At 65.3% G+C, this 26,880-nt stretch carries 31 protein-coding genes; 16 read left to right on the top strand and 15 right to left on the bottom strand.

Translation table 11 applies throughout. The annotated features are described in order from the left end of the window. Nucleotides 1–2 precede the first annotated feature (2 nt). Genes phnG through ABGN05_RS07015 form a run of 3 tightly spaced genes read left to right on the top strand, consistent with a single transcriptional unit; the run spans nucleotide 3 to nucleotide 2,210 of the window. Complete coding sequence (phnG, locus tag ABGN05_RS07025; RefSeq protein WP_367953299.1) at nucleotides 3–470, top strand: phosphonate C-P lyase system protein PhnG; 468 nt, start codon at nucleotides 3–5, stop codon at nucleotides 468–470. Next, nucleotides 470–1,096, top strand: coding sequence for a phosphonate C-P lyase system protein PhnH (gene phnH / locus ABGN05_RS07020; protein ID WP_367953298.1), 627 nt, complete (start codon nucleotides 470–472; stop codon nucleotides 1,094–1,096). The genes phnG and phnH overlap by 1 nt, the downstream gene beginning before the upstream one ends. A 4-nt stretch (nucleotides 1,097–1,100) precedes the next feature. Next, a complete protein-coding gene (locus ABGN05_RS07015) occupies nucleotides 1,101–2,210 on the top strand; it encodes a carbon-phosphorus lyase complex subunit (protein WP_367953297.1) in 1,110 nt (369 codons plus the stop codon). Nucleotides 2,211–2,224: 14 nt separating this feature from the next. Here the strand turns inward: ABGN05_RS07015 and ABGN05_RS07010 are convergent, their stop codons facing one another. Together ABGN05_RS07010 and ABGN05_RS07005 are read right to left on the bottom strand one after the other, a co-directional pair. Then, the gene (locus ABGN05_RS07010) at nucleotides 2,225–2,656 is read right to left on the bottom strand and encodes a type II toxin-antitoxin system HicB family antitoxin (RefSeq protein ID WP_367953296.1); all 432 of its coding nucleotides are present in this window, start codon (nucleotides 2,654–2,656) and stop codon (nucleotides 2,225–2,227) included. An 87-nt stretch (nucleotides 2,657–2,743) separates the two neighbouring features. Then, complete coding sequence (locus tag ABGN05_RS07005; protein WP_367953295.1) at nucleotides 2,744–2,878, bottom strand: hypothetical protein; 135 nt, start codon at nucleotides 2,876–2,878, stop codon at nucleotides 2,744–2,746. 67 nt (nucleotides 2,879–2,945) lie between these two features. Here ABGN05_RS07005 and ABGN05_RS07000 point away from each other — a divergent pair, with 67 nt between their 5' ends. The 11 genes from ABGN05_RS07000 to phnN all read left to right on the top strand — a co-directional run bounded on the left by ABGN05_RS07000 (nucleotide 2,946) and on the right by phnN (nucleotide 13,062). Beyond that, a complete protein-coding gene (locus tag ABGN05_RS07000; RefSeq protein ID WP_367953294.1) occupies nucleotides 2,946–3,824 on the top strand; it encodes an alpha-D-ribose 1-methylphosphonate 5-phosphate C-P-lyase PhnJ in 879 nt (292 codons plus the stop codon). Further along, entirely contained in the window at nucleotides 3,821–4,600 is a 780-nt protein-coding gene (gene phnK / locus ABGN05_RS06995) for a phosphonate C-P lyase system protein PhnK (RefSeq protein WP_367953293.1), read from the top strand. The genes ABGN05_RS07000 and phnK overlap by 4 nt, the downstream gene beginning before the upstream one ends. 2 nt (nucleotides 4,601–4,602) lie before the next feature. Beyond that, nucleotides 4,603–5,310 carry a phosphonate C-P lyase system protein PhnL gene (gene phnL / locus ABGN05_RS06990; RefSeq protein ID WP_367953292.1) on the top strand — a complete coding sequence of 236 codons (708 nt, stop codon included), beginning with the start codon at nucleotides 4,603–4,605 and terminating at the stop codon, nucleotides 5,308–5,310. Then, nucleotides 5,307–5,924 carry a DapH/DapD/GlmU-related protein gene (locus tag ABGN05_RS06985; RefSeq protein WP_367953291.1) on the top strand — a complete coding sequence of 206 codons (618 nt, stop codon included), beginning with the start codon at nucleotides 5,307–5,309 and terminating at the stop codon, nucleotides 5,922–5,924. Before phnL ends, ABGN05_RS06985 begins: the two co-directional genes overlap by 4 nt. 122 nt (nucleotides 5,925–6,046) lie before the next feature. After that, entirely contained in the window at nucleotides 6,047–6,889 is an 843-nt protein-coding gene (phnC, locus tag ABGN05_RS06980; RefSeq protein ID WP_367953290.1) for a phosphonate ABC transporter ATP-binding protein, read from the top strand. Nucleotides 6,890–6,973: 84 nt separating this feature from the next. Continuing rightward, a complete protein-coding gene (gene phnD, locus ABGN05_RS06975) occupies nucleotides 6,974–7,885 on the top strand; it encodes a phosphonate ABC transporter substrate-binding protein (protein WP_367953289.1) in 912 nt (303 codons plus the stop codon). A gap of 87 nt (nucleotides 7,886–7,972) precedes the next feature. Further along, nucleotides 7,973–8,941 (top strand): phosphonate ABC transporter, permease protein PhnE, encoded by a 969-nt coding sequence (phnE, locus tag ABGN05_RS06970; RefSeq protein WP_367953288.1) that lies wholly within the window; start codon nucleotides 7,973–7,975, stop codon nucleotides 8,939–8,941. Nucleotides 8,942–8,945: 4 nt separating this feature from the next. After that, on the top strand, nucleotides 8,946–10,478 hold the full coding sequence (gene phnE / locus ABGN05_RS06965) for a phosphonate ABC transporter, permease protein PhnE (protein WP_367953287.1): 1,533 nt from the start codon (nucleotides 8,946–8,948) through the stop codon (nucleotides 10,476–10,478). A 104-nt stretch (nucleotides 10,479–10,582) separates the two neighbouring features. Beyond that, on the top strand, nucleotides 10,583–11,290 hold the full coding sequence (locus ABGN05_RS06960; protein ID WP_367953286.1) for a DUF1045 domain-containing protein: 708 nt from the start codon (nucleotides 10,583–10,585) through the stop codon (nucleotides 11,288–11,290). After that, complete coding sequence (locus ABGN05_RS06955; RefSeq protein WP_367953285.1) at nucleotides 11,291–12,430, top strand: alpha-D-ribose 1-methylphosphonate 5-triphosphate diphosphatase; 1,140 nt, start codon at nucleotides 11,291–11,293, stop codon at nucleotides 12,428–12,430. Beyond that, nucleotides 12,430–13,062, top strand: a complete 633-nt coding sequence (gene phnN, locus ABGN05_RS06950; RefSeq protein ID WP_367953284.1) for a phosphonate metabolism protein/1,5-bisphosphokinase (PRPP-forming) PhnN — start codon at nucleotides 12,430–12,432, stop codon at nucleotides 13,060–13,062. Before ABGN05_RS06955 ends, phnN begins: the two co-directional genes overlap by 1 nt. A 25-nt stretch (nucleotides 13,063–13,087) precedes the next feature. Here phnN and ABGN05_RS06945 read toward each other — a convergent pair whose 3' ends face one another. The 13 genes from ABGN05_RS06945 to dut form a co-directional block, all read right to left on the bottom strand. Then, on the bottom strand, nucleotides 13,088–14,197 hold the full coding sequence (locus ABGN05_RS06945; RefSeq protein WP_367953283.1) for a DUF1513 domain-containing protein: 1,110 nt from the start codon (nucleotides 14,195–14,197) through the stop codon (nucleotides 13,088–13,090). 2 nt (nucleotides 14,198–14,199) lie between these two features. Further along, entirely contained in the window at nucleotides 14,200–15,282 is a 1,083-nt protein-coding gene (locus ABGN05_RS06940) for an imelysin family protein (protein WP_367953282.1), read from the bottom strand. Further along, on the bottom strand, nucleotides 15,282–16,871 hold the full coding sequence (locus ABGN05_RS06935) for a di-heme oxidoreductase family protein (protein ID WP_367953281.1): 1,590 nt from the start codon (nucleotides 16,869–16,871) through the stop codon (nucleotides 15,282–15,284). Before ABGN05_RS06935 ends, ABGN05_RS06940 begins: the two co-directional genes overlap by 1 nt. An 11-nt stretch (nucleotides 16,872–16,882) precedes the next feature. After that, nucleotides 16,883–17,368: a bacterioferritin gene (gene bfr, locus ABGN05_RS06930; RefSeq protein WP_367953280.1), complete on the bottom strand. Its 486-nt coding sequence runs from the start codon at nucleotides 17,366–17,368 to the stop codon at nucleotides 16,883–16,885. Further along, a complete protein-coding gene (locus tag ABGN05_RS06925; protein ID WP_367953279.1) occupies nucleotides 17,334–17,645 on the bottom strand; it encodes a (2Fe-2S)-binding protein in 312 nt (103 codons plus the stop codon). The genes bfr and ABGN05_RS06925 overlap by 35 nt, the downstream gene beginning before the upstream one ends. A 7-nt stretch (nucleotides 17,646–17,652) precedes the next feature. Then, a complete protein-coding gene (locus tag ABGN05_RS06920) occupies nucleotides 17,653–18,777 on the bottom strand; it encodes a hypothetical protein (protein ID WP_367953278.1) in 1,125 nt (374 codons plus the stop codon). A 59-nt stretch (nucleotides 18,778–18,836) separates the two neighbouring features. Next, a complete protein-coding gene (locus tag ABGN05_RS06915; protein ID WP_373695920.1) occupies nucleotides 18,837–20,090 on the bottom strand; it encodes an imelysin family protein in 1,254 nt (417 codons plus the stop codon). A 270-nt stretch (nucleotides 20,091–20,360) separates the two neighbouring features. Continuing rightward, on the bottom strand, nucleotides 20,361–20,837 hold the full coding sequence (locus ABGN05_RS06910; RefSeq protein ID WP_367953276.1) for a MaoC family dehydratase: 477 nt from the start codon (nucleotides 20,835–20,837) through the stop codon (nucleotides 20,361–20,363). Between the two features lie 398 nt (nucleotides 20,838–21,235). Then, nucleotides 21,236–22,213 (bottom strand): cysteine synthase A, encoded by a 978-nt coding sequence (gene cysK, locus ABGN05_RS06905; RefSeq protein ID WP_367953275.1) that lies wholly within the window; start codon nucleotides 22,211–22,213, stop codon nucleotides 21,236–21,238. A 161-nt stretch (nucleotides 22,214–22,374) separates the two neighbouring features. Beyond that, the gene (locus tag ABGN05_RS06900) at nucleotides 22,375–22,938 is read right to left on the bottom strand and encodes a type 1 glutamine amidotransferase domain-containing protein (protein ID WP_367953274.1); all 564 of its coding nucleotides are present in this window, start codon (nucleotides 22,936–22,938) and stop codon (nucleotides 22,375–22,377) included. A gap of 79 nt (nucleotides 22,939–23,017) precedes the next feature. Next, a complete protein-coding gene (locus ABGN05_RS06895) occupies nucleotides 23,018–23,830 on the bottom strand; it encodes an isocitrate lyase/PEP mutase family protein (protein WP_367953273.1) in 813 nt (270 codons plus the stop codon). Between the two features lie 36 nt (nucleotides 23,831–23,866). Continuing rightward, on the bottom strand, nucleotides 23,867–24,559 hold the full coding sequence (locus ABGN05_RS06890) for an HAD family hydrolase (RefSeq protein ID WP_367953272.1): 693 nt from the start codon (nucleotides 24,557–24,559) through the stop codon (nucleotides 23,867–23,869). Next, a complete protein-coding gene (gene dut, locus ABGN05_RS06885; RefSeq protein WP_373695904.1) occupies nucleotides 24,556–25,011 on the bottom strand; it encodes a dUTP diphosphatase in 456 nt (151 codons plus the stop codon). Before dut ends, ABGN05_RS06890 begins: the two co-directional genes overlap by 4 nt. Nucleotides 25,012–25,156: 145 nt before the next feature. On the opposite strand from dut, the gene ABGN05_RS06880 reads away from it, so the two are divergent. Further along, nucleotides 25,157–25,687: a MarR family winged helix-turn-helix transcriptional regulator gene (locus ABGN05_RS06880; RefSeq protein WP_367953270.1), complete on the top strand. Its 531-nt coding sequence runs from the start codon at nucleotides 25,157–25,159 to the stop codon at nucleotides 25,685–25,687. Beyond that, a complete protein-coding gene (locus ABGN05_RS06875) occupies nucleotides 25,684–26,844 on the top strand; it encodes an HlyD family secretion protein (protein ID WP_367953269.1) in 1,161 nt (386 codons plus the stop codon). The genes ABGN05_RS06880 and ABGN05_RS06875 overlap by 4 nt, the downstream gene beginning before the upstream one ends. The last annotated feature ends 36 nt before the right edge of the window (nucleotides 26,845–26,880 follow it).

The following is a 26,880-nucleotide window of genomic DNA, read 5'->3' as shown; positions in this document are numbered from 1 at the left end:
GCATGAACGAGAGAGGCCGCGAGAGAGACGAGAATGCGCGCCGCCGCAAGGCTATGGCGACGCTTGCGGCCGCGCCCGGAGAGATGCTCTTCGAGGTCTGGCGAGACATCGACATCGAGATCGAGGCGAAACCGCTGCGGGGTCCCGAGACGGGACTGGTGACGTTGCGGGGGCGGATCGGCGGCGGTGGCGTGCCGTTCAATTTCGGCGAAGCCACCGTGACCCGGGCGACCGTCAAGCTGCCGACCGGCGAGATCGGGCATTCCTACGCTCTGGGCTCCGACAAGGAAAAAGCCAGCATATCGGCGACCATAGACGCGCTCTGGCAGCGTGCCGAGAGCCGGGCGGAAATCGAAACGCGGATCCTTGCGCCGCTGCGGTTCCGGCTGGCCGAGGCCGATGCAAGGCGAAGCGCCGAAACCGCGGCCACGAAGGTCGATTTCTTCACCATGGTGAGAGGCGAAGACTGATGGAACGTCCAGTGCCGTCTTTCGAGGCCGCGCCGGTGGAGGGCGGCTTCGACAATCCGCCGCTCGCCTCGCAGTCGGTGTTCCGCGCGATCATGGATGCCATGGCGAGGCCGGGCACGCTCCGCCCGGTCACGGCGCGGGTCGTCCCCCCGGCTCCGCTGTCGGGGACGGCCGGAGCGGTCGTGCTCACCCTTTGCGACCACGACACGCCTCTCTGGCTCGATCCGGCCCTGGAGGCGTCCGCCGACGTCCGGGGCTGGCTTGGGTTCCACTGCGGTTCTCCGACCGCCCGCATACCCGCCGACGCGCATTTCGCGCTGATTGCCAATCCTGCCGAAATGATCGCGCTGGAGAATTTCTCGCAGGGGACGCAGGAATATCCCGACCGGTCGACGACGCTGATCCTCCAGGTAGAGAGCCTTACGGCCGGTCGCGATCTCCGGCTCGAGGGACCCGGCATTGAGGAGGTTGCGAGCCTGGCGCCGACCCCGCTCCCCCGGCACTTCTGCGAGCAGTGGCGGCAGAACAATGCCCGCTTCCCGCGCGGCGTCGACCTGATCCTGGCGTCGCCGGAAGGCGTCGCCTGCCTACCCCGCACCACACGCATCCGCGCAACGGAAGGCTGACGCCATGTATGTCGCCGTCAAGGGTGGCGAAGCCGCCATCGCCAATGCCCACCGCCTGCTGGCCGACCGGCGCCGCGGCGACCGGCAGGTGCCGGGGCTCCGGCTCGACCAGATCGTCGAGCAACTGGCGCTCGCGGTGGACAGGGTCATGGCCGAGGGTTCCCTCTACGACCGGGAACTCGCCGCGCTCGCCATCCGGCAGGCACGCGGCGACATGATCGAGGCGATCTTCCTGCTGCGCGCCTACCGCACGACGCTGCCGCGCTTCGGCTACTCGCGCCCGGTGGACACCGCGGCCATGCTGGTCGAGCGCCGTGTGTCGGCGACCTACAAGGATCTGCCCGGCGGGCAGGTGCTCGGGCCGACCTTCGACTACACGCACCGGCTCCTCGATCCCTTACTCGCAACCGACGCGCCGGTCGACGAACCGGCCACGCGCGAGGCGGAACCGGGGCCGATGCCGCGCGTGACGGAGATCCTGGCCGGCGAGGGGCTGATCGAACCAGACGGTGCGATGTCGTCGGAAAAGGAGCCGGGCGACATCACGCGCAGGCCGGCGGAGTATCCCATGCAGCGCGACGTCCGCCTTCAGGCGCTTTCGCGGGGCGACGAGGGGTTTCTGCTCGCGCTCGCCTACTCCACGCAGCGCGGCTACGGCCGTTCACATCCCTTCGTCGGCGAGATCAGGATCGGCGAGGTCGAGATCGAGCTCGATGTGCCGGAACTGCCGTTCCCGGTCTCGCTCGGCCGCATCCGGGTGACCGAGTGCCAGATGGTGAACCAGTTCAAGGGGTCGATGAAGGCGCCGCCGCAATTCACCCGCGGATACGGACTGGTCATGGGCCAGTCCGAGCGCAAGGCCATGGCCATGTCGCTCTGCGACCGGGCGCTCAGGGCGAGCGAGTTCGGCGAGGATCTGGTGGCGCCCGCTCAGGACGAGGAATTCGTCATCGCCCATTCCGACAACCTCCAGGCGACCGGCTTCGTGGAGCACCTGAAGCTGCCCCACTACGTCGACTTCCAGGCCGAGCTAGACCTCGTGCGCCGCATGCGCCGGGAATTCGAGGAGCGGGGCACGAGCGAGCCGGACGATCGCAAGGAAGCGGCCGAATGAGCGGCGTGCGGAGATCAGGCGGCGTCGCGCACCGATACGACGATGTCCTTGCCGAAAGCCGACAGCGCGGCCCTGAGCAACGGCAATTTGCTGGGATGATCCGGATCGAGGATGCGTCGTGCCTCGTTCTCGGCGCGGCCGATCCTTCGGGCAAGCTCGCTCTTGGTCAGTCCCGAGTCTCGAAAGGCGTCGATGACGGCCAGCTTCAGCGCCGTCGCCGGATCGACGGCGATGGGCACCAGCGCGGTGCTTCCTGCCACGGGTTGGGGCAATCGCCGGTCCATCGCGACGATGCCGCGAAGCGCAAGGCCGAGTGCCTCGACGGCATTGGCCCGCGCTTCCTCCGTCGTGTTCCCGCTAGTGATGGCTTCCGGAACATCGGGAAAGGTGACCAAGAACCCGCCTTCGGGATCGGTTTCAATCCTGGCGCGATACACATATTCCATAGCGACCTCCATCGTGTGGGCTCAGTCGGAGTCGATACCGAGCTGTCGCTTGATCGTCCGCACCATCAGCTTCGACAGTTCTCCCGACTAGATCGTGGTCATGCGGTCGCCAAGGCGAACCCGGTAGTGCGAACCCTTGCCCTTGTCGGTGAATACCTCGAAGGCGAGCCCCCGCCTGCGGGCCAGGGCGCGCAGTTCCCGGATCAGCGCTTCCCGCTTCATCCGCATCCGTCTCCACCTCCGAGCAAATTCGCACAATTTTGTGCGATCGGCAATACCGTGTGACTCCATGAGCGCCCTCGCCACCTACAACTTCGCCTATCTCGATGAGCAGACGAAGCGCATGATCCGACGCGCGATCCTCAAGGGGATCGCCATTCCCGGCTATCAGGTGCCGTTCGCCAGCCGCGAGATGCCGATGCCCTACGGATGGGGTACCGGCGGCGTGCAGGTGACCGCCTCGATCGTCGGGCCTGACGACGTCCTCAAGGTCATCGACCAGGGCGCCGACGACACGACCAACGCCGTCTCGATCCGCGCCTTTTTCCGCAAGGTCGCGGACGTCGAGACGACAACCCACACCGCCGAAGCCACGATCATCCAGACGCGCCACCGCATCCCCGAGCGTCCGCTGAAGGAGGGCCAAGTGCTGGTCTACCAGGTGCCAATCCCCGAACCCTTGCGCTTCCTCGAACCGCGCGAGACCGAGACGCGCAAGATGCACGCGCTCGAGGAATATGGGCTCATGCACGTCAAGCTCTACGAGGACATCGCCCGCAACGGGCACATCGCCACCACCTATGCCTATCCGGTGAAGGTAGAGGGGCGCTACGTGATGGACCCCTCGCCGACGCCGAAATTCGACAATCCGAAGATGCACATGTCGGCCGCGCTCCAGCTCTTCGGCGCCGGCCGCGAGCAGCGCATCTACGCCGTCCCGCCCTACACCCGGGTGGTCAGTCTCGACTTCGAGGACCATCCCTTCGAGATCCAGAAATTCGACCGCCCCTGCGCGCTCTGCGGCGCCGAGGGGGTTTACCTCGACGAGGTGATTCTCGACGACCGCGGCGGACGGATGTTCGTCTGTTCCGATACCGACTTCTGCGAGGAGAGGCGGCTTTCCTCCCCCGCCAGGGAGGAGGAGGAGAAGAAGGTAGTGCTGCCATGACCGCCGATACGCCCCTTCTGCGCGTCTCCGCCGTCTCAAAGTCCTACGGGCAGCGCATCGGCTGCCAGGACGTTTCGTTCGAACTGTGGCCCGGCGAGGTCCTGGCCGTGGTCGGCGAATCCGGCTCCGGCAAGACAACGCTGCTCAACTGCATCTCGACGCGCCTGCTGCCGACATCCGGCACGGTCTCCTACCGCATGCGCGGCGGGGACTGGCGCGAACTCTATCGCATGAGCGAGGCCGAGCGGCGTTTCCTGATGCGAACGGACTGGGGCTTCGTCCATCAGAACCCCGCCGACGGTCTCCGCATGACGGTCTCGGCGGGTGCGAATGTCGGCGAGCGGCTGATGGCAGTGGGCGACCGGCACTACGGCAACATCCGCGCCACCGCGCTCGACTGGCTGGGTCGAGTCGAGATCGAAGCGGACCGGGTCGACGACGAGCCGCGCTCCTTTTCCGGCGGCATGCGCCAGCGCCTGCAGATCGCGCGCAATCTCGTCACGGGTCCACGCCTCGTCTTCATGGACGAGCCGACCGGCGGCCTCGACGTCTCCGTGCAGGCGCGCCTGCTCGATCTTCTGCGGGGACTGGTCACCGATCTCGGCTTGGCGGCGATCGTGGTCACCCACGACCTCGCGGTGGCGCGGCTGCTGTCGCACCGCATGATGGTCATGAAGGACGGGCGCGTGGTCGAGACCGGCCTCACCGACCGGGTGCTGGACGATCCGCGCGAGGCCTACACCCAGCTTCTCGTATCCTCGATCCTGCAGGTGTGACGATGCCAACGCCCCTCGTCGTCTCGGAAGTCTCCAAGAGCTTCTTCATGCATCTGCGCGGCGGGCTGCGGCTTCCGGTCGTGGAAAACGTGTCCTTCGCCCTGAAGACGGGCGAATGCGCCGTGCTCGGCGGACCCTCGGGTGTTGGCAAGAGTTCCATCATCAAGATGCTCTACGGTAACTACGCCGCCGATACCGGCCAGATCATCGTCCAGCATGCCGGCCGCCTCATCGACCTCGCCTCGGCTTCGCCGCGCACGGTACTCGCAGTGCGCCGCGACACGATCGGCTATGTCAGCCAGTTCCTGAGAACGGTCCCGCGCGTCTCCGCGGTCGACGTCGTAGCTGAACCGCTCGCGGTCAGGGGCGTTGATCGGGAGGATGCGCGTGCCAAGGCGCGGGAACTGCTTGCGCGGCTGAACCTGCCCGAGATGCTGTGGTCGCTGCCGCCCGCCACGTTCTCCGGCGGCGAGCAGCAGCGCGTCAACATCGCGCGGGGTTTCATCACCGATCATCCGGTGCTCCTGCTGGACGAGCCGACCGCCTCTCTGGACGCCAGGAACCGCGCCGTCGTGATGGAGATGATCGGCGAGAAGAAGGCGGCCGGCGTCGCCCTGCTCGGCATCTTCCACGACCAGGACGTGCGCGACGCGGTCGCCGACGCCGTCATCGACGTCACCCGCTTCGCACCCGGAAAAGTGGCGGCATGAGCACCAGGCTTTCCCTCGAACCCCTGGTCCATCCCACCGCCGAGGTCAGCGATACGACGCTCGGCCGCTATACGGAGGTCGCCGAACGTTGTCGCATCGGCGAGAGCGTGATCGGCGACTATTCCTACTTGATGCAGGATTGCGGCGTCTGGTGCGCCGAGATCGGCAAGTTCTCCAACATCGCCGCCGCCGTCCGCATAAACGCCACCAACCATCCGACCTGGCGGCCGACGCTGCACCACTTCACCTACCGCGCCTCCGACTACTGGGAGGACGCCGGCCACGAGGAAGCCTTCTTCGAATGGCGGCGCGGCAACAAGGTGACGATCGGCCACGACACCTGGCTCGGGCATGGATCGACGGTCCTTCCCGGCGTCACCGTCGGCGACGGGGCGGTGATCGGCGCCGGAGCGGTGGTGTCGAAGGATGTCGCGCCCTATACGATCGTCGGCGGCGTCCCCGCGAAACCGATCCGCGAGCGCTTCGACCGCAGAACCGCGGAGCGCTACCAGGCGCTGGCCTGGTGGAACTGGGATCACGACCGGCTTCGCACGGCACTCGAGGACTTTCGCGCCCTGTCGGCCGAGGCCTTCCTTGAGAAGCACGGCGGCTGACCGTCAGCCCCTCGCGGCTGTGGACTGTAACGAAACCGTCATCCGCCTGACATCCCCGCTTCATCCAACTTCGATACCCGGTTCTCCCGTAGACGCGAAAAAGCGCGACAACGGGGAGCCGTATGCTTGAAATGCGCAAGGTGACGCGCCGCTTCGGCGGTAACGTCGCCGTCAAGAATGTCGAGCTCGACATACCCAACGGCCAGATGGTCGGCGTCATCGGGCGCTCGGGGGCGGGCAAGTCGACCCTGCTGCGCATGATCAACCGCCTGATCGACCCTTCCGAGGGCGTCATCAAGTTCTCCGGCGTCGAAGTCTCGGCCCTGCGGGGTGCGAAGCTGCGTGCGTGGCAGCGCGACTGCGCCATGATCTTCCAGCAGTTCAACCTCGTGCCCCGGCTCGACGTTTTGACCAACGTCCTCCTTGGGCGTCTCAATCACCGTTCCACCGCGCTCAACCTGATGGGCATCTTCTCGGATGCCGAACGCGCGTCGGCGATAGCAGCGCTTGAGCGCCTCGGGATCGCGCAGGCGGCGTTGCAGCGCGCCGGCACCTTGTCGGGCGGGCAGCAGCAGCGCGTGGCGATCGCCCGCGCCCTCATGCAGCAGCCGAAGGTCATCCTGGCCGACGAGCCGATCGCGTCGCTGGATCCGATGAACGCCAAGATCGTCATGGATTCGCTCGCCGACATCAACCGGCGCGAAGGCATCACCGTCGTGACCAACCTGCACACGCTCGACACGGCGCGGAACTATTGCGAGCGGGTGGTCGGAATGGCCGCTGGCGAGGTCGTCTTCGACGGCCCGGCCGAGGACCTGACGACCGAAGCCGTCCGCATGATCTATGGCGCCGTTAGCGACGGATCGGACATCTCTGAAGAAATCACCTCGACCAGCATCGATACGCGCCGGCCGAAGGTCAAGGCATCCACCGCATCGCTGGAACCGGCATTGGCTGGCTTTTGACGGGCGGGATCGAGTAGCCCGCGTAACGGGCCTCCACGAAATCCAGGCAACCGGCGCGAGCCGGATCCAACAGGAGAGACATCGATGTTCAAAAAGGCACTGATGGGCGCCGTCGCGCTCGCCGCCCTCGCAGTCGGTTCGGCGCAGGCGGAGGATCTGAAGGACTTCCGCATCGGCATTCTCGGCGGCGAGAACGAGGCCGATCGGCTGCGCAACTTCCAGTGCATGGTCGACAAGCTCCCGGGCGTTCTCGGCGTCGAGAAGGTGTCGCTGTTCCCGGCGGCCGACTATGACGGCGTGATCCAGGGTCTGCTCGGCGGCACGCTCGACTACGCCGAACTCGGCGCTTCGGGCTATGCCAAGGTCTATCTGGAGAACCCGGAAGCGGTCGACCCGATCCTGACGACGATCCAGACCGACGGTTCCACCGGCTACCACTCCGTGATGGTCGCCCGAGCCGATTCCGGCCTCACGTCGCTCAACGACCTCAAGGGCAAGAAGCTGGGCTTCGCCGATCCGGACTCCACCTCCGGCTACCTCGTGCCGGTCGTCACCCTGCCGAAGGACCTCGGCGGCGTCGCCGTGAAGGATTATTTCGCCGAGACCGGTTTCGGCGGCGGCCATGAGAACCTGGTTCTCGAAGTCGTCAAGGGCACTTTCGACGCCGGCACCACCTGGGCTTCGGGCGTCGGCGAATTCAAGGACGGCTATACCTCCGGCAACCTGCGCAAGATGGTCGACAAGGGCATCCTCGACATGGACGATCTCGTCGAGATCTGGAAGTCGCCGCTGATCCCGAACGGCCCGATCGTCGTTCGCACGTCGATGAACGACGACATGAAGACCAAGTTCAAGGACTTCATGCTGGCGCTGCCCGAGAGCGATCCGGCCTGCTTCTCCGCCATCCAGGGCGGCGACTTCAAGGGTTTCACGGAAGTGACTCCGGCCTTCTATCAGCCGATCATCGACGTCCGTAAGGCGCAGATCGGCTCGTAAGCATCAGCCAACCGGACGCGCCGTCCGCGAACCAGCGGGCGGCGCGTCTTGCATGTTCGGACAAGGTATGTTCAGCGCGGGATCGAAATGACGGCCACCATGACGGCGACGCCGCTTTCCGAGACGGGCCATCTCGTCGAGCGCCACTGGCGGGAACTGGCGGGCCGCCGCCGCATGTACACCCTGCTCGGGTTCGGGGTCTTCATTGCCGCCATGACGGCGTCGCTCTGGTTCGCGAACGAGACCAATGCCGGCAAATTCTTCGACCGGCTGCCTTATTTCTTCGATTTCATTTCCATGCTCGTCCCGCGCGACGGATGGGAAGTCTGGCGGGCGATGTTCGATCTGCCCTCGCCCCATTTCGACGGAAGCCTGAAGTTCGACTATCCGGAAGGGCGGGTCTACCTCACGGAGACGCTCTATCTTCCCGAATATTTCTACAAGATGATCGAAACGCTGAATATCGCGGCGGTCTCGACCCTGATCGGTTTCGGCGCGGGGTTCCTGCTCTGCTTCCTCGCTGCGCGCAACCTCGTGGCGAACCGCTGGCTGCGCTTCTTCGTGCGTCGTTTCATGGAAATCCTGCGCGCCTTTCCCGAGATCGTCATTTCGGGATTTTTTCTCGCGATCTTCTCGCTGGGTGCCGTACCCGCGATGATCGCGGTGACGATCCATACCATCGGGGCCCTGGGGAAGATGTTCTTCGAGGTGGTCGAAAACGCCGACATGCGCCCGGAAGAGGGCCTGCGCGCCGCCGGGGGCAACTGGACCGAGCGGGTCTGGTTCGGCATCGTCCCGCAGGTGCTGCCGAACTTCCTGAGCTACGGCCTGCTGCGTTTCGAGATCAACGTGCGCGCCTCGACAATTATCGGCGCCGTTGGCGGCGGCGGCATCGGCGAGGCGCTGAGGCTTTCGATCAGCCGCGGCCACGAGGCCAAGACGCTCGCCATCGTCCTTCTCCTTTTCACCACGATCGTCGTCGTCGACCAGTTCTCCGCCTGGATGCGCAAGCGCCTGGTTGGTTCGCAAGCCTTCGAGTTCGGTCGGGGGGCCTGAGACCATGGCGCTGCTGTCCGCATCCGAGATAGGCAAAGTGGCTGCGCGCCATCCCGCGCTCTTTAAGCGCTCGTTCGCGCAGCGGTTCACCGGCTCGCTGGTCGCCGCCGGGATCGCGCTCTACCTCGTCTTCGCCTGGTGGTTCTTCTCCATCGGGACGGTGTTGTCGAACGGCAACTGGGACATCGCCGGCAACTACCTCGCCGACTGGGTTTCCTACGAAGTCCGGCCGGACGTGGAATTCGCGGAAAGCCACCTGGTGATATCCTATCCGCGCTTCTCTCCGCTTGGAGAAAATCCGCAGCCGGGCTGGGTGACCACCGAACGCGCCGTCGTCGAACGCGTCGTGAATGGTCCGGACACCTCGAAAGGTTCGGGTGGCGGGCAGGACAGTTCGTTCGGCAGCCTGCTCGGGCCGGTCGGAGGGGACACCGCGCCCGCCGCGGAACGCGAACCGGCGGCGACGCCAGAGAGCCCGGAACGGGGGCCGGAAACCGTCCGCGAGGAGGAGATCGTGCGGACCGTCGTCGAGATCGGTCCGACGGCCGCGATCGATATCCGCCCAGGACGCGTCACCGTCACGCGCGGGACCGAAATCCTCGATGTCGACATCGTGCGCAACGAGAGCGTGATCCCACGCGCTCCCCTGCCTGCCTGGGCCCAGCAGCGCGCGACCGGTGGGAAGATCATCGTCAGCTTCGGTTTCTCGGGACGTGCCGAGATCGAGAGCGACGAAGTCAAGATCCGCCACCGTTTCTGGGGCTGGGAGAACTTCGTCTTCGACACGAACTCGCCTTTCTGGGGCAAATCCTTCGGAGAAGTCGTGTCGCTGATCGCGGCGGGACCGCGGCTGGTCCCCGAAATATCCAACTTTGCTCTTGCCGTGAACAACATCCTCTACAATGCCGAATGGCAGCATGCCGACGTATGGATCAAGCTGCTGCAGACCATCGTCATGGCCTTCGTGGGGACGGTCTTCGCGTCGCTGTTGGCATTTCCGCTCGCCTTCGCGGCGGCGCGCAACATCACGCCCAACTTCTTCGCCAATCAGGTCTTCAAGCGCCTGTTCGACTTTCTCCGTTCCGTCGACATGCTGATATGGGCGTTGTTCTTCACCCGTGCCTTCGGCCCCGGCCCGCTGGCCGGCATCTCGGCGATCTTCTTCACCGACACCGGCACCTTCGGGAAACTCTATTCCGAGACGCTGGAAAACATCGACGACAAGCAGCGCGAGGGCGTCCGATCGGTCGGCGCGGCCCCGGCAGTGGTGCAGCGCTACGGCGTCCTGCCGCAGGTGCTTCCGGTGTTTCTCAGTCAGTCTCTCTACTTTTGGGAATCGAACACGCGCTCGGCGACCATCATCGGCGCCGTCGGCGCGGGAGGCATCGGCCTGAAGTTGTGGGAGGCGATGCGCACCAACCAGGACTGGGAGAACGTCGCCTACATGGTCGTGCTCATCCTGATCGTCGTCTTCGTCTTCGACAACATCTCGAACTTTTTCCGCCAGCGCCTGATGGAGGGCTCGTCCCGCTCTTGATGACTTTGCCGGACCGATTTGCTATCTGGCCGTAGCCGTCGGCGGCTTCGTCATTTTGTCACGAAAATCGCCTATCCCGTCGCCTTCGGCGAGGACCGTTTCCCATGCGCTATGCCATCTATTTCACGCCGCCTCATGACGACCCGCTGACGCAGGCGGCGGCGCGTTGGCTCGGGCGCGATCCCTTCACCGGCGCGTCTGTTCCGGCTCCTTCGGTGCCCGGACTTTCGGCGGAAGAACTCGCCTACCATACGGCGTCTGCGCGTCGCTACGGTTTCCACGCCACGCTCAAGGCGCCGTTTGCCCTGGCCCCAGGCGAGAGCGAGCCTGCACTTCTTGCCGCCTTCGATACCTTTTCCGCCAGCGTCGAACCAGTATATCTCCCGGCCATGAAGTTGAGGCAGATCAGCCGCTTCTTCGCACTGACGCCTGCCGACCGGAGCCCGGCGCTGGAGCGTCTGGCGAGCGACGTCGTCGTCGCATTCGATCGCTTTCGCGCGCCCATGACCGATGCGGACATCGCGCGGCGCAATCCCGAATCGCTGAAGCCGGCCGAACTGAAGTACCTCCACCAGTGGGGATACCCGTACGTCTTCGAATCCTTCTTCTTCCACATGACCCTCTCGGGCCGGATATCGGATGCCGATGCCCCGCGCTTCAGCGGAGCGGTGGAAGCCTTCTTCGGTCCCCTGCTGGGCGAGCCGCTTGACATCGCATCGCTCGCGCTCTTCGTGGAGCCGGAACCGGGCGCGCCGTTCACCGTGCTGGCGCACCGCCCGTTGGGGCAGATGCAGCAACGAAAGTCCGCCTGAATGACCGCCGAAACCGTATTGTCCAATGCAAGGATCGTTCTCGCCGACGAGATCGTCGATGGATCGGTCGTCATCCGCGACGGCTTGGTCGCAGACGTCTCGCCCGGCAAGGTGGCGTCAGGCGAGGATTTCGGTGGCGACTACCTGATCCCGGGGCTGGTCGAACTCCACACCGATCACCTTGAAGGCCATTATGCGCCGCGCCCGAAGGTTCGCTGGAATCCGCTCGCCGCCGTTCTGGCGCACGATGCGCAGGTGGCGACGTCCGGCATCACGACCGTGTTCGATGCCTTGCGTGTGGGGCTGGGCGAGGATGCCGACATCGACGCCGCCGAGGTGCGCCATCTGGCCGATGCAATCGAGGACGGAGTGCGCAAGGACCGCCTGCGCGCCGACCATTTTCTCCATCTGCGGTGCGAGGTTTCGGCCGACGACTGCCTGGAAGGTTTCGCGCTGTTTGATGGCGACGAGCGCGTCAGGCTCGTCTCCCTGATGGACCATGCACCGGGCCAGCGCCAGTTCGTGAACCTGGAAAACTACGCCTCCTATTATCAAGGTAAGTTGAAGCTGACGGATGAGGCGTTCAAAGCGTTTTGCCAGAAGCGGATGAACGAGTCTGCGCGCAATTCTGCACGCCACCGTGTCGCGCTTTCGCAGGCGTGCCAGTCGCGGGGAATCGTGCTGGCGAGCCATGACGACGCGACGGCCGAGCACGTCGAGGAAGCAATCGGGCAGGGGATAGCGGTCGCCGAGTTTCCGACGACGCTCACAGCGGCAAGCGCATCCAAGCGCGCCGGCATGGGGGTGCTGATGGGCGCGCCCAACGTCGTGCGCGGGGGTTCGCATTCCGGCAACGTCTCGGCCCGCGAACTCGCCGAACGCGGCTGCCTGGACATTCTTTCGTCGGACTACATCCCCTTCAGCCTGATCCAGTCTGCCTTCTTCCTTGGGGAAGTGGTCGACCAGATCTCGCTGCCGCAGGCGGTGGCGATGGTTTCCAGGAACCCGGCCGCGGCGACGGGGCTGGACGACCGGGGCGAGATCGCGATCGGCAAGCGGGCCGACCTCGTACGCGTGCGCGTCGACGAACATATCCCGGTGGTTCGTTCGGTCTGGCGGGAAGGACGCCGCGTCGCCTGATGGAACGTCCGGCTTCACGAGGCAGGAACGGTCTCGACGCGCGCGAGCGGCAGGGCGCGTTCGTGGCGGTCGTCGGACCCAGCGGGGCCGGCAAGGACACGCTGATCGGCTATGCGAAGGCGCGGCTTGCGGAGAAGGGCCGGGGCCGGTTTCACTTCGTGCGGCGCGTCATCACGCGGGCGGCGGACGGATCGACCGAAGACCACGACACGCTCTCTCCCATGGCGTTCGAGCGGGCCGAGGCTGATGGCGCCTTCGCGCTCTCCTGGGAGGCGCACGGACTGCGCTACGGCCTGCCGGAAAGCGTCGACCGGCATATCTCGGCCGGGGATACGGTCGTCGCCAACCTGTCGCGCAAGGCGATACCGGCGCTGCGGACGCGCTACCGGAACGTCTCGGTCGTGGCTGTCGTCGCCAGCAATGCGACGCTTTCCGCCCGTCTGATGGCGCGAGGCCGCGAAAGCGCGGAGGAAGTGGCGGCGCGCCTTTCGCGCAGCACGGAACCAAGCCTGGGAGTTTCCGGCGCGTTCGCTACGATCGCCAATGATGGCTCCATCGAGGACGCGGGCGAGGCGCTGATTTCCGCGATCAGCGCCGCTGCCGAACTCTCGATGGCGCCGCTGGACCTCTGACCCCTCCGGCACCGAGCCGGAAATATCAGCCGATCCGCAGGATGTGATTGTCCCAGACGTATTCGGGCAGCGTCCGGTCGCCGCCCGACGACGCGCAGACCACGCGGCCCTCGCCAGTGGTGGCGAGGTAATCAGCGCCGTCCGGGGCCAGTCCGCAGACCTCGGACATGTCCCGCCGGGCGACAATCTTGCCCGTCACGGCGTCGATGACGGCCATCTGGTTGCCCTGCGGGGAGGAGACGGCGACGGTGCCGCTGTCGCCATTGGCCGCGACCGAACCGATGTAGTTCCGGAAGCCGGCGAGCACGTCTGGAGGCATGTCGATCAGGCGCATCTCGTCGCCGGGCCGCGCGGTTCCGACCAGCAGCGGCTGGTCCAGCGCCGGCCCCTCGTATTGGCAGCCGAACCAGATCGATCCCGCATTGTCGATCACAATGTGCCGGATCGACAGCTTGTGCAGGGCGGAAGGAAGCCTGTGCTTTTCCACGAGATCGCCCGTCTCGCGGTCGATGAAGACGAGCGATGGCTCCATCGTGGCGATGTTCAGCTTGGCGCGGCCGAAATCCGGATGCGTCTCGATCCCGCCGTTGGCGATGGCGAGCGTGCGCCCGTCAGGCATGAGAAGCAATTCGTGCGGGTCCATGCCGTGCGTGGAAAACTCCCCGATCCGCCTGAAACCATCCGTCGCGTCATAGATGCCGATCATCCCCGCTGCCGCGTCGAAATCGTTCTCCGTCGCGTAGAGCAGCCGGCCGTCCGGCGAAAAAACTCCGTGGCCGAAGAAGTGCCTGCCGGCAGCGCTGGCGATGGTCACGGGTTCGGTGCGGCCGGCATGGTCGAACACGACCGCGAATGTGCCCGGCCGCCGCGCGAAGGCGACGGAGCGGCGGGTGACGGGATCGAAGGTCACATCGTGGCCTCGGTCCGGAAGGTCGAGGCGGTGCAGGATCTCGCCGCGTTCCGAGAGAACCGCGACGCCGTAGCGCTGGTCGCGATCGACGAAGGCGGTGGCGAACACCGCGTCGGCGGAAAGGGCGGCCATAGCCGCTTCAGGCGCGAGGCTCGCGAGGAACCCGGCACCAGCGGCCTTGAGGAAGAGGCGGCGGTCGATCAACCCGTGCTTCGGCGCGCGCACGGTCAGTCTCCGTCGAGCGAGGAAAAGCCCGCAGTCAGTCCGAACTCGCCGCTCAGTTGTCGGCCGATCAGGTCCGACAGGCCGGAGGTGACGATGCGCACGTAGTCGAGTTTCGCGCGCCGTTCCGGATCGGCAAGGATGTCGGCAATCGGTTCGTCACCGAGTGCCGCAAGCGCGCGGTCGGCATTGGCGAGTTCGAACCGGATGGAACCGGCGATCCAGCTATTGTCTTCCGGAAGGTGCTCCTCAATCCTGGCCGCGTCGAGCAGCCCGCCGATAGACCGGAGGTTCGATCGTATTGCCGGGATCGTCTGCCACGAACGCCAGAACAGCGCCTGCTTGGGTTGGTCCTCGTCCGATAGTTCGGCGAGGAATCCGTTGATCCGCACGTCCCGAACCAGTTCGAGACCGTGGATGGCGATGTCGATCAGGTCCGACAGCGATTCCTCGCCGCTATGGTATAGCGGATTGTCCGGGCCGGGCTCGGTCCACAGCCGGGCGATGCCTTCCCCGTCGTTCCAGCCGGCGCTGAGCTTGCCGGCGATCTCGTCCAGATTGGCGGCGACTGTGCGCGAGTAATCGCAGCGGAAGCCAGCCTGTTCCGCCAGGTTCTCGCTGCCGGTTCCAAACAGCGAAAACTCCAGGGCGCCGAAACCCTGCACGGCGACGCTCTTCTGCACCAGCGTGTCGAGGCTGGTGGCGGACGCGTCTTCGGTGGCGAGAATACCCTGCACCTGCTTGAGGCCGATGCTGCGGCGATCCGGCCAGAAGAAGATGCGTTCGAGACGGTTGTCCTGTGTCACCGGCCCGAAGTGGACGAGTTCGATGCCGGCCCAGGCTTGTACCGCTTCGTCAAAACCGGCGCGCGCCGCTTCCAACGTTTTTGCGGACGGATCCTGGCAGAGCGTTCCGATCTGCTTGTGCAACTCGTCCGCCGCCGTCGCGAAGGCCTGGTAGGCGGGCTGGATGTAGCCGTGGAGAGCGCCGGTGACCATTGCCACGGCGTCGTCCTGGGATTGCGAGAAGGCGGGCGTGGAGAAGGCCGGCCCGAGGCCGGCCAGGGCAACCAGGAAACGCAAACGCATCAGAGCGACTCCAGGAACCGGATCAATGCCTCGCGGTCCTGCTTCGGCATAGCCTTGAAGCCGTCGCGCGCCGCTTCCGCTTCGCCGCCGTGCCAAAGGATCGCCTCGGTGAGATTCCGCGCCCGTCCGTCGTGCAGGAAGAAGGTGTGGCCGTTGACGGTCTCGGTAAGGCCGATGCCCCAGAGCGGCGGCGTGCGCCATTCGCCGCCGCGCGCGTCGCCCACCGGCTGCCAGTCCGCGAGGCCGGCCCCCATGTCGTGCAGCAGGAAGTCGGAATAGGGCCAGATCAGCTGGAACGCCTGCGCCTTGTTGGGCGCGTCGCGCCGGGTGACGTATTTCGGCGTGTGGCAGCCAGTGCAGCCAAGGGCATAGAACATCTCCTTGCCACGCAGCACCTGCACAACAGCGACGTCGCGGCGCGCCGGCACAGCCAGGTTCTGCGAATAGAAGGTCACGAGGTCGAGCACCGGATCCGGCGCTTCGGTATCGCCCAGACGCTCCTGCACGCCACTCGCCGCTGCGAGGCAATCGGTCTGCGTCTCCGTGCATTCGCCCCAATGGTTGGGCACGTCGGGCGTCGAGATGCCGATGTCGCCCGCGAACGCGTTCGCCGCCTGCTGCCGGATCGAGGCGGTCTGCGCCTTCCAGCCGAAGCGCCCGAGGGTCAGCTGGCCGGCCGCATCGCGCACGACGTTCGGCCGTCCGGAGATGCCGTCCCCGTCGGCGTCGTCCGGATCGGCCAGCGCCAGGATGTCGGCCGGATGGATCTGCTCAATGAGGCCAAGGCCGATCATCGGCGGCGTGACGCGCGGCGACAGCGTCGTGCTGACGTCCATCGGGCCGTACGCGAGATCGGAGACCGAATAGTCCGGCCGCCGCAACGAAATCACGGTTCCGTCGCCGAGGGTGACCGCGACTTCTTCGTAGGCGACATCGACCTTGCCCTCCGATCTGAGGCCTGGAACCGCCAGATCCTGCAGCTGGCCGCCATAGACCGGGTCCGGCAGGTTGAGGAGCTGCTTGTCCTTCAGGAGCGCCTGCTCCTGAGGCGTTCGCGGCGCCCGCGACAGGCGAAGCAGCATGGAGGTTGCGTCGCCGCCTGCCGGTGGATGGCCGCGACCGTCCTTGAGATGACAGCTCTGGCAGGCGCGGGCGTTGAACAGCGGTCCAAGGCCGTCGGAGGCCTGTGTGGAAGAGGGCGACGATACCCACAGCTTGCGGAACAGGGCGTTGCCGAGCTTGAACGTCTCTTCTTCGGCGAAGGTGAGGTTGGCCGAGAAATTGGAGAAGGCGTCGGCGTTGACGAGCTTGCGCGAGGTTGCCGCGCCGCCCTGCATGTTCTCGAATTTCTCCGGCGCGGAGAAGTCGTCCGTCGGACGCGTCACCCTCTCGACGCGGGCGATATCCTCGGCGGAAAGATCGCCGCGCGTCGAAGGAATGGCAGCGATCTCCGCCGCGAAGGCGCTTGCCGCCACCGCTAAGGCGGCGACGGCAAAGGCGAAGCCGGTCGTTCCGGCAGAAACCCGGATTTGGTCCAGGCGCGAGACGGAAAAGCGCGTGCGGCACGCATATGATCTCAGGGGCCGCATGCGCTCACGTCCTAGTCGTCCTCGTTGGCGTGCCCGGCATTGAGGAGGCCGTACTTCTCCTCGCCGAGCGACTTCATCAGGTCGAGTTGCGTCTCGAGGAAGTCGATATGGCCTTCCTCGTCCTTCAGCAGTTCCTCGAACAGGTTCATGGTGACGTAGTCACCCAGTTCCTGGCAGATCTCGCGCGACTTCTTGTAGGAGGTGCGGGCGTCGTATTCCCCGGCAAGGTCCGATTCCAGCACTTCCCTGACGTTCTCGCCGATCCGGAGCGGCCCGACCGACTGGAGGTTCGGGTGGCCTTCGAGGAAGATGATGCGCGCGACCAGCTTGTCGGCGTGATGCATCTCCTCGATCGATTCCTCGCGCTCCTTCTTTGCGAGCTTCAGATATCCCCAGTCTTCCAGTAGACGATAGTGGAGCCAGTACTGGTTGACGGCACCGAGTTCCAGAAACAGGGCCTCGTTAAGCCGCTCTATGATTTGTGGTTCGCCCTTCATGACGCCTGCTCCCGTATTGACCGCGCAATCCGCGTACGCGGTCTAGGTGTGAAACGATTTCCACGGCGTTCGCCTCCGAACGCGTGTGGTAGTCCTCGGTTACCCGGATGATCGTTTCCACCACATTTGGGAAACAGCCGCAACAGCGTCCGCGCTTCGAGAGCGCGTGGTAAACTTTCGCAGGCACGATCAGCTGCCACGGATCGGCATCGAGCAGGCCGACGATGGTCTGCTCGATCTCCTTTTCGGTGATCATGTTGCAATGACAGACGAGCATGGTCTTCCTATTTGCGGCTCGTAAACTCGAAACTCTTCGTCAACCTCAGTCCGATGATGTCGTAGTCGAGGTCGGCTTCGCGCACATGTGCGTAGCCGGCGCTGACGTCGATCCCGTTCTCGAACCCGTATCCGGCCGAGACCTGGGCGATATGATCGCTCGTCGATCCAGCCCCGGCCAAATCGAACCTGCGGACGGTTCCGGCCAGTTCGCCATGCCAGGGTCCGTTCGCGATCGAGAGCCCCACAGTGGTGTACACGGCGTCGTCGCCGGCCACGCCGGCCGCATCCGAGAAATAAGCGATCTCGCCGTTCAAGCCAAGGACCATGCCGTTCGCGAACGCGGTCTCCTTGGCGAGACCGGCCACGAACCCGTCCTCGTCCGCCGTCTCGGTAGCGCCGGCCGAGAGGTGGCGGTAGCCGAGATTGTAGGAAAAGCCGGGCAGGGCCTCGATCTCGGTGCCGTCGAGCGTGATCGAGAAGTTGTTCAGCGTCTCGGTGTTTGCGATCCCGCCGTCGTCGATACCGACCCTGCCGCGGCGGGTGAAGATCGAATCCGAAAGGAAGGTCGTGTCGACGAAGAAGACATGACCGCCCAGCGTGTGCTTTCCCGCGGTTCCGGCGTCGAACTCGTACGCCGCGCCGAAGCCGATCTGCTCGGAAAGCTCGTAGTCCTCTGCGAACTCGGTCCCGTAGACGCCCGGGGTGATGTCCCACGCGGTGCCGAAAGCCGGGCCGAACTTTCCGGCGAACAGCTTTGCCGCGCCGAGTTGCGCTTCGAGGTTCAGCGTGTCGACGTAAAGGCCGATGTCGCCGAAGGCCCGGCCCTCGAAGGGCTCCGGATCGAGAACGGATTCGGCGGTCAGCCCGAGGTTGATCGCGAAGATCGGCGTCAGTCCAAGCCTGACCCCGAGTTCGCCGAGGAAATAGAGGTCATCGACCTCCGCGCCGGGATCGTCGGCACGGAACACCCAGTCGTTGCCGAACTCCAGATCGAGCGTCCCCTCCATGTAACGGTAGGTCTCGACCACGATCGGGACTTTCGCCGGATCGGCTGCGAGAACGCTGCCCGGCAGGATCGTGCAAGCCGCGGCACAGGCGGCCGACAGCGAAGTGGTGCGAAGTATCCTCATGCCCGAACGTTCCCCGATGAATCTGGCAGTATGTTATGTAATAACATTACCACGCTCGCTCACTGGAATACGGCGTCAGGATTGTCAAGGCTGTCCGACCCCTCGAACGCTATGCCGTCGAGTTGCAGGGCGGCCACGGCGCGTTCGATGGATCGGGTCTGGTCGATGAGCGCGTCGATCGCCGCCTGCACGGCGGCATTGCCCTCTTCGTTGCCCTCGCCGATCATCTGGTCATAGGCCTCGCCGCCCTTCGCGCGCTCCTCCATGGCCTCCATCGCGGCGACGGTCGTGTCGAGTTTTCCGGAAAGCTCCTCGTTGAGCGCGGGGTCGACCTGCTTGACGAGATCGGACACGGAAGGACCCTCCACCGTGCTGCCGTCCGTGCGCGAGTATTTGGCGTGGTAGACGTTGCGGATGCCTACCGCGTCGTAGAGGTGGGAGATGTGCGTGTTGTCCGAGAAGCAGTCGTGCTCTTCCTCCGGATCGTGCAGCAGGAGGCCGAGTTTCATGCGCTCGCCGGCCAGTTCGCCATAGGAGAGTGAGCCGAGCCCGGTGAGGATGGCGGCGACGCCCGCTTTCGGATCGCCGTCCAGAAGGTTCTGGCGCGCTGCCCCGCCCTGCTGCCAGTTGCCGACCATCTCCTCCAGATCCGACACAAGGAGGTCCGTCGCGGCGTCGAGGTACTGCGCCCGGCGCTCGCAACTTCCTCCGGTGCAGTTCGCCGTGTCGAAGTCCGTGTAGGGCCGGTCCCCGGCGCCGGGTCCGGTGCCGTTCAGATCCTGGCCCCAGAGGAGGAACTCGATCGCGTGGTAGCCGGTGGCGACATTGGCTTCGACGCCGCCGGCTTCCTGCAGCGTTGCCGCCAGGAAATCGGGCGTGATCTCGCTTGCGTCCACCGCCGATCCGCCGATTTCGATGGCGGGATTGGCGATCACGTTGGCGGTGTAGAGCGCGTTGTCGTCGGATTCGGTGCCATAGCCCGCATCCACGTAGTCGATGAGGCCTTCGTCGAGCGGCCAGGCGTTCACGCGGCCTTCCCAGTCGTCCACGATCGGGTTGCCGAAGCGATAGGCCTCGGTCTGCTGGTAGGGGATGCGGGAGGTCTTCCAGGCCGACCGCGCCGCCTCCATCGTCTCTTTGGACGGTTCCGCGATGAGCGCATCCGCCGCTTCGTCGAGCGCTTTCGCGGCCGCGAGCGAATCCTCGTATTTTGCCAGCGCGATGTCCGAGTAGGTCTCGAGGACCGGGCGATAGTCCGTCTGCGCGTTCGCGGCTGGCGAAAGGATGATCGCGGCGACGGCGCAAGCCGCCATGCGACGCGTCGTATAGATTGCAGAGCTAGGCATTGTCTCCTCCTAGGTTGCGGGTGGAAACAGGCGGCCGCACGCTGCGTGGCGCCGCGAGCAACCCGTGGTCGCGGCATAAAGACTCCACCTCCGACTCCTGTCAATTCCAGGCGGGGGGATAAAATGTTTTCAAATCAATAGTTTAGAACAATTCTAAACTGACTTGAGTGGAAATGTCATGTTTTCCGCGACTTCCCCGCCGGGCGGTTACGGCCGGGGGAAGACCGGGCCGCGCCGTTATGTCGCGGCGTCCCGTATGAGCAGGGCAAGGGTTTCGGCGATCAGGGCAGGTTTCTCTTCGCCCTCGATCTCGATCGTGTTCAGCGACTTCATCAGGAACTGACCGGCGCCCTTCGGTTCGAACGACAAGAGCCTCGTGCGCATGCGCACGCGAGATCCCGCACGAACCGGTGTCAGGAACCGGACCTTGTCCAGGCCGTAGTTCAGCGTGGCCGCGACGCCCGCGGGGCGGGCGCCGATCTCGTAGCTCATGACCGGAATGAGCGACAACGTCAGATATCCGTGAGCGATCGTGGTTCCGAACGGGCTTTCGCGGCGGGCGCGGTCGACGTCGACATGGATCCATTGACGATCCTGTGTCGTGTCGGCGAACCGGTCGATCATGTCCTGATCGACGGCGATCCAGGACGAGACGCCGAGTTCCTCCCCGAGGAGACCGCCCATGGATTCGAACGTCAGGGTCTGTTTCGGCATTGGAAGGCTCCGTTTCTGTCTCGCTGGCGCCGCACGCCTTCTAGGATGCGTACCGCCGGTTGGGAAGGGCGCCGCCGGAGCCCTCGGAAATCCGTCCGGCGTTCACGAAAAAGCTACGATTCGTCAGCACGGACACATTCGTTACCGGCGCGATTCACCGGGCGTTCAGAATCGGCTGGTAGGATGTGCATGTTTCGGAAGGGACATCCGGACATCGGGACACGGGACAATGACGTTCTTGAGCAGCATCTTCGGTTGCGCCTGCGCAATCCGCGAATTCGTGATGCCGAGCTATCGGCCGGAACGGCACTACATGCGCGGTCCGGGGCCTGCATGCGCGCGCCGCCAGCGGCCGGTTACCGTCGATTCACGGGTGAGATTCTCCTGATAGCCGCGGATCAGCCCAATCCTTCGAAGAGCGCGGTCGACAGATAGCGCTCGGCGAAGGAGGGGATGATGACGACCATGGTCTTGCCGGCGTTCTCGGCGCGGCTTCCCACCACGACCGCCGCCTGAAGCGCCGCACCCGAAGAGATTCCGACCGGCACCCCTTCGATCCTGGCAAGCAGCCGCGCATTTGCGAAAGCGTCCTCGTTCGAGACGGCGATCACCTCGTCGTAGACCGACGTGTCCAGGATCTTCGGTGCGAAGCCGGCGCCGATGCCCTGGATCTTGTGCGGTCCGGGTTGTCCGCCGGACAGTACCGGCGACGCCTCGGGTTCGACCGCGATCACCTTCAGCCCCGGCCGGCGCTGCTTCAACACCTGACCGACACCCGTGATCGTCCCGCCGGTGCCGATGCCGGAGACGAAGATATCGACCTCGCCGCCGGTATCGTTCCAGATCTCCTCGGCGGTCGTTCTGCGGTGGATTTCGGGGTTCGCAGGGTTCTCGAACTGCTGCGGGATGACCGCGCCGGGAATGGTGGACATGAGTTCCTCGGCCTTGGCGATCGCCCCCTTCATGCCCTTGGGACCTTCGGTCAGCACGAGTTCGGCGCCGAGCAGCGCAAGCATCTTGCGGCGTTCGATGGACATGGTCTCCGGCATCGTCAGGATCAGGCGGTAGCCCTTTGCCGCCGCCGCGAAGGCGAGCGCGATTCCGGTGTTGCCCGACGTCGGCTCGATGAGTGTCGTCTCGCCTGGTTTGATGCGGCCGTCCGCTTCCATCGCCTCGATCATGGCGACCCCGATGCGGTCCTTGACGCTGGCGATGGGGTTGAAGAACTCGAGTTTTGCCAGCAGGTTGGCGACGATCCCCTTCTCCCTGGCGAACTTGTCCAGCCGCACGATCGGTGTGTCGCCTATCGTTTCGGTTATGGAAGAGTAGATCCGTCCCCGCCCCGGCTTGCGTGCGGCCTTGTCGATTTCGCTCATGGCTCTGCTCCTCCATCGACCTGCGGGAGGTCAACCTGCGCTACGAAACCTCAATGACCAGCGTTCGGCAAGGAATAGTTTTCTCAAGATGCGCGGCAAAGCGAAGACGGCGCCGAGGAAAAAGCCTCGGCGCCGCATCCGCCGCCGCTGGAGTCGATCCGCTACTCCGCGGCGGAACGTTTTTCCGAAATCCCCTCGACGGCGGCCACGATCGCCTTGACGAAGGCGTCGAGATCGCCGGGATTGCGCGCGGTGATGAGGTTGCCGTCGCGCACGGTTTCGGAATCTTCCCACTTCGAACCGGCATTGATCATGTCGGTCCTGATCGAGTGGTACGAGGTCACCCGCTTGCCTTTGACCAGGTCTGCCTCGATGAGGAGCCATGGTGCATGGCAGATGGCCGCGACGGGCTTGCCGGCGCGCGAGAAGGCCTTCACGAAATCCACCGCCTTCTTCTCGACGCGCAGCAGATCCGGATTGATCTGTCCGCCCGGCAGGACGATGGCGTCATAGTCGGCAGCGTTCGCCTGATCGAGGACGCGGTCCACTGCAACGGGCTCGCCCCAGTCCTTCTTGTCCCACCCCTTGATCTCGCCGCTCTCTAGCGACACGACCTCGACGGTTGCGCCCGCTTGCCGCAGTTTCGACAGCGGGACCTCGAGTTCCGACTGTTCGAAGCCGTTGGTGGCGAGGATCGCGATCCTCGATTGCGCGATGTCGGGCATGATATTGCTCCTGCTGAATGGTGACGCAGGAGAACGCCCCAGATGCGTTTTTGTTCGGCGCCTCTGCGAGGGGCGGGGGTCAGTCCGAAAACAGCGCCTGCAGCCGGGCGAAGGAATAGCCCTTGCGCGAGAACTCGAATGTCCCCTGATCCAGCATCTCGCGCGCCGCCGCTTCCACCACGCCGAAGGCCGCAGTGGTGAGCTTCGACCCGAGCGAGATGCGTTTGGCACCGGCTTCGGCGAGCTCCTGCACGGAAAAGCTCGGAACCGCGAGGATGTTGACCGGCTTCGTGACAGCCGAACAGACCGCCTTCACCTGCTCGATGCTGGTGAGTCCCGGCGCGTAGAGCACGTCGGCTCCCGCCTGCTCGAATGCCTGCAAACGGCGGATCGTGTCGTCGAGGTCGGGACGGTCGTGCAGGAAATTCTCCGCGCGCGCCGTCAGCACGAAGTCGCGCCGGAGCGACCGTGCCGCTTCGCTTGCGGCGGCGACCCTCTCGACCGAGAGCGAAAAATCGTAGATCGCATTCGTCTCGTCGCCCGAAAAATCCTCGAGCGAGCAGCCGGCGAGACCGGCGGCTTCGGCGGCGAACACCGTCTCGGCAGCGAAGTCCGGCGCGTCTCCCTTGCCCTTCTCCAGATCCGCCGAGACCGGCAGGTCGGTGGCCAAGACGAGTTCCTTGCAGTGGGCGATCATCTCGTCGAACGCGATGCCGCCGTCCGGCCGTCCGCGCGAGAAGGCGTAGCCGGCACTCGTGGTGGCGAGCGCCTTGAAGCCGAGCGAGGCCAGGAATTTCGCGGTGCCGACATCCCAGGGATTTGGGATGACGAATGCGTCCGCCGACGAATGCAGCGCGCGAAAGACCGCGCCGATGTCCCTGCTCCTGTCCATGGCCGTTCCTGAATCCGTGAACCCGCAGGCGGCATTTTAGCCGCTCGCGCCGGGCGCGGCAAAGCCGGTCGGTTGGTCCAGGCCGATCATTCCTGACACCCGCCGCATGTCGTCGAACAGAATGCCGCCGGCCCTTGCCAGACCTTCGCGGTCCGAAAGGGGGTCGCCGCAATAGGCGTAGACGCGCATGCCGGCCGCGATGCCGGCAGCCGTACCGGCGACGGAATCCTCAAGCACGATGCAGTTCTCGGCAGAGAATCCCATCGTCGCGGCGGCGTGCAGGAAGAGGTCCGGGAACGGCTTTCCGCGGGCAACCATGGTGGAACTGAACATTGCACCCTCGAAGTGGGGCAGCAGTCCGGTCGCACCGAGCGTTATGTGCATCTTGGAGAGGCGCGCCGAGGATGCGACACAGAAGGGAATTCCGGCCGCGCCGAGCGCTCTGATAAATGCTTCCACATGCGGAACGGCCTCGACCCCGTTCGCGAAAAGGTCCGGTAGTCCCGCGTTCCACCGGTCGACGAAATCGGCGCCGAGATCGACGCCCGCCGCCTCGATCTCCTCCTGCACCGATCGCATGGACCGCCCGCAGAAGCGGCCCCGGCATTCCTCGTAGGTGACGGGGAATCCGGCCTGCGTCAGCCATTCGGAGAGCTTGCGGTTGGCCAGCGTCTCGGTGTCGACGAGGACGCCGTCGCAGTCGAAGATCACGAGGCCGGGCGGCCTCATCGGGCGCCCGTCGAGCCGAAGCCGCTCGCGCCGCGCGGCGTCTCCTGCGCCACCACGCTTTCCTCGACTGTCGCCTGGACCACGGGCGCGATGACGAGCTGGGCGATGCGCATGCCCCGGGTGAGCGCGAAATCCTCGTCGCCCAGGTTCACCAGCAGAACCTGCACCTCGCCCCGATAGTCGCTGTCGATGGTGCCGGGCGTGTTGAGACAGGTGATCCCATGCTTCAGCGCCAGCCCCGAGCGCGGCCGCACCTGGCCCTCGTGACCGGCAGGAATCTCGAAGACCAGACCGGTGGGGACGAGGGCGCGGCGCCCCGGCAGGATGATCAGATTGCGGTCTTCCGGGATCGCCGCCCGCAGATCCATGCCGGCCGCGCCCGCGGTCTCGTAGGCGGGCAAGGTGAGGCCTTGCGAATGCGGCAGACGGACGATCGGGAGAACGATGGACATGGCGTCATTTGGCCGGGGTCCGTGCATGCGTCAATAGCTCCCGGAACGTTCGGCGTCCGCCATGCACCACTTGCATGTCTCACCTGTCCGTCCGGCATGGCTCCCCAATGTCGCCGAACTTGAAAGGTAAGCATGCTCATTATATATGGCGCTCATGAAACACGGTGACGGCACGGAACGACTCGGATTCCTCATCCACGATGCGGCGCGCCTGATGCGGAAGCGGTTCGAGATGCGGGCGGCCGGACACGGTCTGTCGGCCGCCCAGTGGCGGCTCCTGTTCCGTCTCGTCAAGGAAGAGGGAATGGCCCAGGCGAGACTGGCGGAACTGCTCGAGATCGAACCCATCAGCGTCTCGCGTCTGCTCGACAGGATGGAAGAGGGCGGATGGATCGAGCGCCGTCAGTCGGCCTCGGATCGCCGCGTCCGCGTCGTCTATCCGACCGGGAAGGCCCGCGCGACGTTCGGCGCCGTCAAGGAGGTGGCGGGGACCATCTATCAGGAGGCACTGGAAGGTATGTCCACGGCCGAGCGGAGCGCACTCGTGCGTGGCCTGGAAACGATTCTCGCCAACCTGGCGGACGGCGAGTCGGGAGCGCGGTGCGAGCCGGTACCGGCGGAGCAGAAGACGGTTGGCGAGCGGGTGCCGGAAGCAGAGGAAGGTACACACGGATGAACGCCAGGACGAAGGCCGACGAGACGGCGGAAAAAATCGAGTTGAAGATGAACGAGGCGAGCACCCCGCAAACGCCCGAAGCCGCGACACCGAAGAAGAAGCGTCGTGCTTCGCGCCTTCTCCTGATGATTGCCGTTCCCGCGGCACTCGTGGTGGGCGGGGGATATGTCTGGGCCACCGGCGGGCGCTATCAGGAGACCGAGAACGCCAATCTGCGCCAGGCGCGGATTTCGGTGACGGCCGAGGTTTCAGGCCGGGTCATCGAGGCCAACGTCTCCGAAAACGAGCATGTGCGGGCCGGCGACGTTCTGTTCGAGATCGATCCCGAGCCCTATCGCATCGCGCTGGCGCAGGCGGATGCCGCCCTGGCGGCCGCGCGGCTTCAGGTCGAGCAGCTTCGGGCAGGATACCAGAAGGCCGTCGCGGAGGCCGATGTGGCCGGCAACGAGGTCGACTACCTGCAAAGCGAGCTGGGGCGTCAGGAATCGCTCACCGACAAGGGTATCGGCACCAAGTCGGCGCTCGACTCCGCGCGTCACGATCTCACCAAGGCAAAGGAACAGTACGCCGTTGCTCAACAAGGCATCGCAAGCGCCAGGGCAGCCCTTGCAGGCAATCCGGACATCGAGACCGACGATCATCCGGCGGTGATGGCTGCGCTCGCCGCGCGGGAGAATGCCGCATGGAAGCTCGGGCTGACGACGGTGGTCGCGGCCGGAGACGGCGTGATCGCGCAGGCGTCGTCCTTCAAGGAAGGCCAGATGGTTTCGGCCGGGACGGCGCTCTTCACCCTGGTCGAGACCGGCGATTCGTGGATCGACGCCAACTTCAAGGAAACCCAGCTGACCCACATGAAAAAGGGCCAGAAGGCGGAGGTCTGGATCGACGCTTTCCCGGACAGTCCCCTCGAGGCGACGATCGATTCGATCGGCGCGGGCACGGGCGCGGAATTCTCGCTGTTGCCGGCGCAGAATGCCACCGGCAACTGGGTCAAGGTAACCCAGAGAATCCCGGTCCGTCTCAGGCTCGAAGCGAATGACGACCTGGCCGCCGCGCTTCGCACGGGAATGAGCGCCACGGTGGAGGTCGACACCGGCAAGGCGCGCGGCCTGCCGGACTTCGCCTCCCTGTTCGGCAGCGCGGTCGCCGCCGAGTAGCGCCGTTTCCCTCTCAGGAGGGAACGAGGGCAGAGA

Source organism: Aquibium pacificum (assembly GCF_040839445.1).
Classification (GTDB): Bacteria; Pseudomonadota; Alphaproteobacteria; order Rhizobiales; family Rhizobiaceae; genus Aquibium; species Aquibium pacificus.
The sequence above is the reverse complement of the archived record's forward strand: the minus strand, read 5'-3'. Positions and strand labels throughout refer to the sequence as shown.